Annotated in this window: 9 protein-coding genes and 1 pseudogene; all 10 read right to left on the bottom strand. The window is 38.9% G+C overall.

Features of this window, described 5'->3' with window-relative positions; genetic code table 11:
- Positions 1-646 (bottom strand): annotated as a pseudogene (locus tag F6K23_RS27695) (RNA-guided endonuclease InsQ/TnpB family protein); the annotation flags it as partial.
- A 55-nt stretch (positions 647-701) separates the two neighbouring features.
- Positions 702-974 (bottom strand): helix-turn-helix domain-containing protein, encoded by a 273-nt coding sequence (locus F6K23_RS42215; RefSeq protein ID WP_367267839.1) that lies wholly within the window; start codon positions 972-974, stop codon positions 702-704.
- 271 nt (positions 975-1,245) lie between these two features.
- Positions 1,246-2,277, bottom strand: coding sequence for an alpha/beta hydrolase (locus F6K23_RS27690; RefSeq protein WP_293161757.1), 1,032 nt, complete (start codon positions 2,275-2,277; stop codon positions 1,246-1,248).
- Between the two features lie 8 nt (positions 2,278-2,285).
- Positions 2,286-3,551, bottom strand: coding sequence for a dienelactone hydrolase (locus F6K23_RS27685; RefSeq protein WP_293161755.1), 1,266 nt, complete (start codon positions 3,549-3,551; stop codon positions 2,286-2,288).
- A gap of 114 nt (positions 3,552-3,665) precedes the next feature.
- Entirely contained in the window at positions 3,666-3,974 is a 309-nt protein-coding gene (locus F6K23_RS27680) for an NAD(P)/FAD-dependent oxidoreductase (RefSeq protein WP_293161753.1), read from the bottom strand.
- Positions 3,975-4,124: 150 nt separating this feature from the next.
- A complete protein-coding gene (locus tag F6K23_RS27675) occupies positions 4,125-5,198 on the bottom strand; it encodes an RNA-guided endonuclease TnpB family protein (RefSeq protein ID WP_293161752.1) in 1,074 nt (357 codons plus the stop codon).
- A 100-nt stretch (positions 5,199-5,298) separates the two neighbouring features.
- Positions 5,299-5,976 carry an FAD-dependent monooxygenase gene (locus F6K23_RS27670; RefSeq protein ID WP_293161750.1) on the bottom strand — a complete coding sequence of 226 codons (678 nt, stop codon included), beginning with the start codon at positions 5,974-5,976 and terminating at the stop codon, positions 5,299-5,301.
- A gap of 32 nt (positions 5,977-6,008) precedes the next feature.
- A complete protein-coding gene (locus F6K23_RS27665) occupies positions 6,009-7,214 on the bottom strand; it encodes an FAD-dependent monooxygenase (RefSeq protein ID WP_293161748.1) in 1,206 nt (401 codons plus the stop codon).
- 31 nt (positions 7,215-7,245) lie between these two features.
- Positions 7,246-8,442 (bottom strand): NAD(P)/FAD-dependent oxidoreductase, encoded by a 1,197-nt coding sequence (locus tag F6K23_RS27660; protein WP_293161746.1) that lies wholly within the window; start codon positions 8,440-8,442, stop codon positions 7,246-7,248.
- Between the two features lie 286 nt (positions 8,443-8,728).
- The gene (locus F6K23_RS27655; RefSeq protein WP_293161744.1) at positions 8,729-9,166 is read right to left on the bottom strand and encodes a DUF3226 domain-containing protein; all 438 of its coding nucleotides are present in this window, start codon (positions 9,164-9,166) and stop codon (positions 8,729-8,731) included.

The raw sequence follows: 9,166 nt of genomic DNA, 5'->3' as shown, positions 1-9,166 counted from the left end.
TTTGAGATGTGGGTTCCCAACGACTAATTACTCTGAAATCGCGACCATATTTTTCTGCTTTTCCTTCTAGGAATGTTCTGAAAGTTCTCCACCCTAAATCTGAAATTGCTCTGGATAATTTACGGTTCTTAATCATACCAGAAACGTTCAAATCTTCTAAAACAACTGTTTGGTTTTCACGAATTATTTTAGTAGATAATTTATGTAGAAAATCTGTCCTAGTATCTTTCAGTTTGGCATGGAACTTAGCTACTCTAACCCGTGCTTTTTCATACCTTTTAGATCCTTTAGTTTTATGAGATAATGACTTACTTAACTTTCTTAACTTCTTAATTCGTTTCTTCAGTGGCTTAGGAGCATCGACCTTCCTCCCATCGCTAAATGTAGCAAAAGTTTTGATGCCTAAGTCTATACCTACTGAATTATCATTTTGAGGTAAGATTTCTGGTTGTATTTCTACGACAAAACTTAAGAAATATCTATGAGCTGAATCTTTAATTACTGTTACTGATGATGGAGCAGCAGGTAACTCTCTTGACCATACAATTTTCAGCTTTCCTATCTTGGCTAAATAAACTTTGTGTTGACCAATTTTAAATCCTCCCTTTGTAAATCTAGCAGTTGCGAGCGACTTTTTACTTTTAAATTTAGGAGGTTTAACAGGTTTACCTTTTCTCTGGCCTTGAGTTGATTTAAAAAAGTTAGAGCAACGCCCGGTTTAAATCATTTAAGGACTGCTGCAGTGGTATATTAGAAACCTCTGACAACCATTCTCTGCATTCAGTCTTTTTAGCTTGAGTAATAAAAAGTTTTTGTAGTTCAGAATTAGTGGGCTTATTTTCTCCCGATTTATACTTCTGTTGGCAACAAGCTAGACTATCATTCCAAACCACACGGACACAGCCAAATAGCTTGGCTAATCGGTATTTTTGTCCCGGCGTTGGATATATACGGTACTTAAATCTAGCTTTCATAACTTGACGCATCAAACTAACAACATGGTAACATATTTATTGAAAAAAATCAACCCGCAAGCAATAAAAAGTCGCCCGCTTATGGGCGAGGCTTGAGACCCATTTTTTCGGTCAAAACTGGCATCCCGCCCATAATACCACATTTTCCAGGTGCCATCTGGACTATGAAGTACCCGCGGTGAGGAAATGCGTTCGGAGTCCCACCAACCTTCAGCGCCAGGAGTGAGTACGAGACCGGGTTGATTAATTTGTGTTGATTTCATCTCAGACATTATTTGCGTTCCAATGATTTAATTAAGGGATGACCGTTATTAAGTAGTTCTTTCAGTTGATCAGATGCTGTTGACTGTTGACGAACGTGAGCATCAATAAATAAACCTATTGTTTCTGCCATTAGAGAACGAATTTCATCTTCTGGTTGAGTTGCAGGAAAGTCGAAAAAAGGTTTAGCAGTTGTAAAGTCAAAAGGATCAGAAATAGTAAAATGATTTGCTCCTTCTAATAACAATAAATAGCTATCATTTCTTCCTCCAGAAATTGCTCGAGCAAATGTCTGCTCAACGGAAATAGTAGCATCTTGAGGGAAACCATTATGAGGATTCATCTTAGCAATCGAACCGTCACAAGTACCGCCTATTAAAAGTAGTGGTCGTGAGTCTGGTAGGGGCAAAATTTTTCCTGGTTCATACCCAAGCATCACTGGAGCTACAGAGGTAGTTCCATAGACAAAAGCTGCTGCCACTTGAGGAAAAAATCTGGGGTCAGCATTTTCCATAGCTATCCGACCACCAGCAGAATGTCCGCCCAAAATAATTTTTTCTAGGTCAAGCATTCCAGCAAGAATTCCTTCTGAATTCAATCTGTCTAGTTCTGCAATAATGGTAGGTAGAGTGGAAGATGAAGAACCTTTACCATAATTATCTGGTTTCCAGAATTGGAAATTAATGCCTGGAGTCATGTTAACTTTGCCTGGGAAATTTTCTTCTACCCAGGAAAATGTCACTACTACCAGTCCGCGTTCAGATAGTTCGACTGCCAACCATTCATACATTTGAGGATGACAGTTGAAGCCACTCAAAAAAATAACTACGGGAAACGGAGAGTGTTGAGAGTCAACTGGTATCATTTCTTGGTTAATTTCCATTTCACCTTCTGAAATTTTTCCTGGGTAAAATACTTTCAGGTGAATAGTATCGTATGGTGGTTGAGCGTTCTCAACTTTAGTTGCTCGGTAAAAGGCTCGAATAGTCATGTTAGTATTGTTCAATCTTTTTCTACGTTGATTAATTTGTGTTGATTTCATCTCAGACATTATTTGCGTTCAAATGATTTAATTAAGGGATGACCTTTATTAAGTAGTTCCTTCAGTTTATCAGATGCTTTTGGTTGTTGACGAACATGAGCATCAATAAATAAACCTATTATTTCTGCCATGAGAGAACGAATTTCATCTTCTGGTTGAGTCGCAGGAAAGTCGAGAAAAGGTCTACCTGTTGTAGGATCAAATGGATCGGCAAAAGAAAAATGATTAGCTCCTTCGACTAACATCAAATAGCTATCATTTCTTCCTCCAGAAATTGCTTCGTGAAAAGTCCGCGATACTGGTGTTGTGGCTTCTTCCCAAACAGTACCATAACGGTGACTACTATTAGCAATTACTCCATCGCAAGTACCGCCTATTAACAACAGTGGCAGTAAGTCAGGGAGAGGTAAAATTGTTGCTGCTTCATATCCCATCATTGTTCCTGCTGCTGTATGTACAGCATAACCAAAAGCAGCTACCACTTGCGAGAAAAAGTTAGGACTAGCACTTTCTATTGCCGCCATGCCACCAGCAGAATGTCCACCCAAAATAATTTTTTGTAGGTCAAGCATACCAGCTAAGATGCCTTCTGAGTTTATGCGTTCCAATTCTGTTAGCAGTGCTGGTAAAGCTGAAGCAGTGGGAGCAGTACCATAAGTATCAGGAGCTAACATTGCAATATCAATCCCTGGTGTCAGGCTAATTATACCAGGAAAGTTTTCTGCAACCCAGGCAAATGTTACCACTACCACTCCCCGTTCAGACAACTTAATAGCTAGCCATTTGTAAAGTTCGGGGTTGGTGTTAAAGCCATTGAATAAAATCACTACTGGAAAAGGAGCTTGTTGGGGGTCGGCAGGTACAATACCCCGATTTTGTTGTTGCTCACTACCTGACATTTTGCCTGGGTAGAACACTTTTAGATTAATAGTATCGTATGGTGGTTGAGCGTTCTCTACTTTGGTTGCTCGGTAAAATGCTCGAATGTTTACCTGAACTTCGCCCCAAGAAGAATCAGATAATGACTCAACTAAGCTAGTTTCAGCGATTTTTAAACTTCCCGTTACTGGGTGTGATTGACTCTGATACTTAACTGGATAGTGTTTGGAGCGATTGTCTTTATGTAATTCTAGAGTAGAGCGATCGCTTGTTAAAGCCAACACATCTTTTTTTTGTCCATGTATAGATACAAAAGGTATAATAGCTAAAAGTGTTAATATACTTGCTTTCAGGGGCAAAAGAGTGGATTTGTCTGGGGGGAATTTCAGATTCATATTAGTATTGGTATTTGGCTATTTGTTACGATCTGACTTACGCAAGGATACTATATAGTGCCTACTAATTTAGGCGATCTTCACTGTATTTTTGTGCGATCGCCTCTCGACTGGCTAATATACCCTGCTGGACGCTACCGCTAATGGGTCGTATTTATAAAGCCAGTCTTCAAACTCCTCATTACTTCTGAATATCTCCTGAAGATATTTTTCGCCGTCAGATTCGTATGCTCGGTTCCCGGAAAAAGCACTACGAGCTTGAATAATCTGTGTGCGTTCTATGCGATTTTTATCATAGAGAGCTAAAGCTGCCTCAAGGTTAGGAGCTTTTGCCAGGTACTCCGAGAGTTCGTAGCCATCTTCAAAAGCTGTATTTGCTCCCTGTCCAATAGATGGACTCATGGGATGAGCAGCATCTCCCAAAAGCGTAACCCTCCGTTCTACTAAACTTACCCAAACTTACCCATGAATGATTGCATGAGCTTTGGAGCTAGCTTCCTGTCTCACAGAAGACCACTGACCGCAGTCTGTAACTTATCTTCTCCACAGGCTTAAAATCGCTTGGAACTCAAGCTACTTATTCACATAGTTTTCTAGGTTGATAGCTGCATTAAAGTCTCTGTCTGCTTGAAATCCACAGTTAGCACATTTATAAGTTCTCACGTTTAACGGCATTTTCTGTTGATGCTCGCAATGAGAACATAGTTGAGAACTTGGATAAAATCTAGGAGCTATCACTAGCTGGCTTCCATACCACTCGCACTTGTATGTTAGCTGACGCTTAAACTCGTAAAAGCCACAGTCTGCTATGGCACTTGCTAGTTTGTGATTTTTGAGCATTCCACTTACATTCAAGTCTTCTATCACTATGGTGCTGTGGTTTTTAGCTAACCATGTTGTGATTTTATGGAGTGTATCGGCTCTGATATCAGCTACTTTTTTGTGAGCCTTGGCTAGTCTTTTTACCGCCTTGAGTCTGTTTTTTGAGCCTGGCTCTTTTTTGTTGACACGGCGTTGATAACGACTTAATCGTTTTTTAGCTTGTTTGTAGGCTTTGACGTTAGCGTAGGTTGTTCCATCGCTACAGGTAGCTAGGGTGTTTATACCTACATCTACACCAATAACAGCTCGTTTTTTTGGAGGCGGTAATGGTGCTAATTCCCAATCATATTTAAAGCTGATATACCAATTATCTGCACGTTTTGAGATGGTCACATTTTTGATTGGCACAGATGGCAAGATTTCATAAGTTTTTACTATTCCTATTCTGGGTAGTTTTATATAGTTTCCTTTTAGGATTTTAATGCTTCCTTCTAGATAGAAACTGTCTTTTTTCCCCTTTTTCTTAAAGACCGGGAATCCACGTTTGGGAATAGTAAAAAAGTTTTTAAACGATCTCTCTAAATCTCTTAATGCTTGTTGAGGAGCGCACTTTGAAACTTCATAATACCAGGGATTTTGACTTTTTACTTCCCTCACCAAACGTTTATGTAAAGTGATAGCACTCAGTCGTTTCTTGGTTGATTGGTATTCAGTAATGCAAGTCGCTAATCCCCAGTTATAGGCATGACGAGCCACACCTGCGTGTTTGGCAAGTAGTGTTTTTTGCTTATTATTAACTTTTAATTTAGTCTTAATTGATTGCATTTCAATTGATCGGCCACCTCTTTTAAGAGTTTAATAAGTTAAACGAAAATCTAGTATATCACAGTAAATGTCTATTTATGTTTAACTTTGTCCAGTTATTTTAATACTGTTGATAGCCCTCCCCTAAGTTCAGCAGGAATAATATGGTTTTTTCTCCCCTCATAACGATGACTTCATTTGGTGGTAGTAACTCATCTTGATAATTGACAACAGCTCGCCAAGACATACTACCCAAATATCGAGGTTGACCATCACCTATCAATATTTCTCTAACTCTAGAGTTTGCCCCATCAGCTCCAATGAGCAAATCTGACTCCACAGTTTTTCCATTCTCAAAATGGGTGATGACGCTGTTTTTATTTTGTTCAAAATCAATGCAACGATGATTCAGATGGATTACTTCTGCTGGTAGCTCAGATGCTAAAATCTGTTGCAAATGCCACCACCAAATAGTTAATGTTAGTTGTCCGTATTTTTCCATCATCGTACTTTCGCTAGTCCTAATTGTTTCTCCAGCGCTTGTTTTCAAAGTCACTCTTTCTACTTGACAACCAGAACGTTTTAGTGTATCTACTATACCAGGTTTAATCCCATCTAGGCATCTTAAACCATTAGGTTGCAAACCTAGACCACCTCCCACTGGACGAAATTCCTTGCCCTTTTCATAGACATGAGCATCAATACCTTGTTTTCTCAGAGCGATCGCTGTTGCTAAACCACCAATACCTCCACCGATAATGGCGACTTTCTCCACAACAGGTTGGGAAATTTCTCTCATTTTGCTTGTTTCCTTTTTTTTAGTATTTGTTGTTATATTACTACTTTTTCTTTCCAAGGTTTCAGACGCGACTCTGAATTTGGCTGATAATCATATACCCAATCTCGAAAGTCTTCAAAATTCTGCTGTGATTGTTGATTTGTTTGTTGAGTAGGTTGAGTAGGTTGATAATAGCGTTTTTCACCCTCTGCACTACGGGTTTGAATAATTGCTGTACGCTGGATACGTCGGTTGTCGTAGTTGGCAAGTGCAGTTTGCCGGTCTGGGAAATTACGCAAACACTCAGCAAGTTCATAAGCGTCTTCAAAAGTAGTATTAGCTCCTTGTCCTGCGGATGGTGCCATTGGATGAGCAGCATCTCCCAATAACGTTACCCTGCCATAACTCCATTGCTTCAATGGCAGTCTGTCACATATCGGCCCCTCCAAAATGCGTTCGGCATCTGTTGCTTCCATCAGTTCGCGTATCGGTTCCATCCAATTTGCAAATTCCTGGAGAACGCGAGACTTTGCGTCACTAGCACTAGAAGAAAGGGAGGAGTCTGGTAATAGTTTTCGAGCCAGCCAACTCATATTTCCTTCCCCAACATTGAGTAGGTAAACTATACTTTTTTCTCCTTTCATCAAAATGACTTCATCTGGTGGCAGTAGCTCATCTTGACGAGCGATAACAGCTCGCCAAGACATACTACCAACATATCGAGGTTCTCCATCACCTATCAATATTTCTCTAACCCTAGAGTTTACACCATCAGCTCCAATAAGTAGATCTGCTTGAGCGGTTTTTCCATTGTCAAAATGGGTAACGACATTGTTTTCATTTTGTTCAAAGCCAATACAACGATGATTCAGGTGAATGACTTCTGGTGGTAGCTCCGATGCCAGAATTTGTTGCAACCGCCACCACCAAATAGTCAGAAGTGGTTGCCCATATTTTGCCATCATAGTAGTTTCAGTGGTTCTTATTGTTTCTCCAGCGCTTGTTTTTAAAGTTACTCTTTGAACTTGACAACCAGAACGTTTTAGTGTAAATGCCATACCTGGTTTAATAGCGTCTAGACATTTCAAGCCATTAACCTGCAAACCTACACCTGCTCCTACTGGACGAAAATCTCTAGCCTTCTCATAGACATGAGCATCAATACCTTGTTTTCTCAGAGCGATCGCCGTCGCTAGACCACCAGGACCAGCACCAATAATAGTGACTTTCTCAACAATAGGTTTGGAAGTTTCTCTCATTTTGCTTGTTTCCTCTTTTTAGTATTTGGTTTTATATTACTACTTTTTCTTTCCAAGGTTTCAGACGTGACTCTGATTTTGGATCATAATCAAATAACCAACGTTCAAACTCTGCAAAATTTTGCTCTGACTGTTTGTTTTGCTCCTGGATGCTTTTATAAGCAAGTTTCTCCATCTTCTCACTATAGTTTTGAATAACTACTGTACGTTGAAGACGACGTTTGTCGTAGTTAGCAAGTGCAGTTTTTAAGTCTGGGAAATTGTATAAACATTCAGCAAGTTCGTAAGCGTCTTCAAAAGTAGTATTAGCTCCTTGACCTCCTCCTGGTGACATCCCATGAACGGCATCTCCCAATAACGTTACTCTACCATAACTCCATTGCTGCAATGGCAGTCGTTTGCAGATTGGTGCTTCTAATATGCTTTCAGCATCTGTTTCTTCTATCATTTGTAATATTGGTTTCATCCAATTAGAAAATTCTTTGAGAACCCGAAACTTTACTTCAGCAGCACTAGGACAGACAAAAGATTCTGGAAATAGTTTCCCAGCAGACCAGTTCATCTTTCCTTCACCTAGAGGGTACAAAATCATTGCAGTTTTTTCTCCTCTAATTATTAGACCTTCATCCGGTAACAATAGTTCGTCTCTATAGTCAACAATAGCACGCCAACACATACTACCAGAATATGTAGGTTGCCTATCACCTATTAATATTTCTCTGACTCTAGAATTTATGCCATCAGCTCCAATGAGCAGGTCTACTTCGACAGTTTTTCCATTTTCAAATTGGGTGGTGACAGTCTTTTCATTTTGCTCAAAACTGACGCAACGATGATTCAAGTGAATTACTTCTGATGGTAGCTCTGATGCTAGAATACGTTGTAAATGCCACCACCAAATAGCAAATGTTAGCTCTTTATCCTTTGAATTAATGGGAGTTTTAGTCGTCCAAACTGTTTCTCCAGTACTTGTTTTCAAGGTTGTTCTCTGCACTTGAAAACCCAAACGTCTTAGTTTATTTACTAAACCAGGTTTAATTGCATCAATACATCTCAAACCATTAGGTTTTAAAGATACACCCGCTCCTACTGGACGAAATTCTCTCGCCTTTTCATAGACATGGGCATCAATACCTTGTTTTCTCAGAGCGATCGCTGTTGCTAGACCACCAGGACCGGCACCAATTATGGCTACTTTGTCCACCATAGGTTGGGAAGTTTCTCTCATTAGACTTGTTTCCTTTTTCTTGATATTTTTTATGATAATACTACTGTTTTTTTCCAAGGTTTCAGATGCAACTCTGAATTGGGGTCGTAATCATACAGCTAATCTTAAAATTTTTCAAAATCTAATATTTTAGTTAGTAGTATTAGTTATTTCTAAAAGTTCTATTAAAAATGTTTTGAGTTTTTTTATGCTGCTACTTCAATAAGTGTTTGATTGCTCACCCAATTCTTATCTGCGATGCTAACTGTATTTGTTTTTCCTGGTTTTAAAACACTAACTACTGTGGCTACTCAAGCTTTTTATCTATCGAATGGCTTCCATTTAAGAGATTTTTTTCTTCTTCAGAAAAGTCTGCTAGATATGATTCAGCTCTTTCCATATATTCTGGATAAGCTACTTTTCCACATTCACATAATAAGGTATCTAAAACTCCGTGATAAATATTATCTGGTAATACATAAATACCTGTTCTGGGAATATTTATATCTACAAAACCAGGCTGATTAGGAAAATTAGGGAAGTATTTACATAAGTCACTATAATATTCTGCTACTACATCTTCAGGATTTTTTTTATCGGCATCTGCAACAATTCCAAATGCTACTATATCATTTCTATATTGAGAATTATTAGATAAAATATCATCTAAGTTTTTGACAAGATTACTACCCTCACCAACATAGATAGCTACTGATAAACTATCAGTAAATAGAATAGAAGGCAT

It is taken from the genome of Okeania sp. SIO2C9, from assembly GCF_010672455.1.
In the GTDB taxonomy this organism is placed as follows: domain Bacteria; phylum Cyanobacteriota; class Cyanobacteriia; order Cyanobacteriales; family Microcoleaceae; genus Okeania.
This window is presented reverse-complemented; position numbering and strand designations above follow the sequence as displayed.

Bases quoted from the DNA above. Each gene is read 5' to 3' on its own strand.
- F6K23_RS42215 (WP_367267839.1), bottom strand. From the start codon at position 974: ATGAAAGCTAGATTTAAGTACCGTATATATCCAACGCCGGGACAAAAA.
- F6K23_RS27690 (WP_293161757.1), bottom strand. From the start codon at position 2,277: ATGAAATCAACACAAATTAATCAACGTAGAAAAAGATTGAACAATACT.
- F6K23_RS27685 (WP_293161755.1), bottom strand. From the start codon at position 3,551: ATGAATCTGAAATTCCCCCCAGACAAATCCACTCTTTTGCCCCTGAAA.
- F6K23_RS27675 (WP_293161752.1), bottom strand. From the start codon at position 5,198: ATGCAATCAATTAAGACTAAATTAAAAGTTAATAATAAGCAAAAAACA.
- F6K23_RS27670 (WP_293161750.1), bottom strand. From the start codon at position 5,976: ATGAGAGAAATTTCCCAACCTGTTGTGGAGAAAGTCGCCATTATCGGT.
- F6K23_RS27665 (WP_293161748.1), bottom strand. From the start codon at position 7,214: ATGAGAGAAACTTCCAAACCTATTGTTGAGAAAGTCACTATTATTGGT.
- F6K23_RS27660 (WP_293161746.1), bottom strand. From the start codon at position 8,442: ATGAGAGAAACTTCCCAACCTATGGTGGACAAAGTAGCCATAATTGGT.
- F6K23_RS27655 (WP_293161744.1), bottom strand. From the start codon at position 9,166: ATGCCTTCTATTCTATTTACTGATAGTTTATCAGTAGCTATCTATGTT.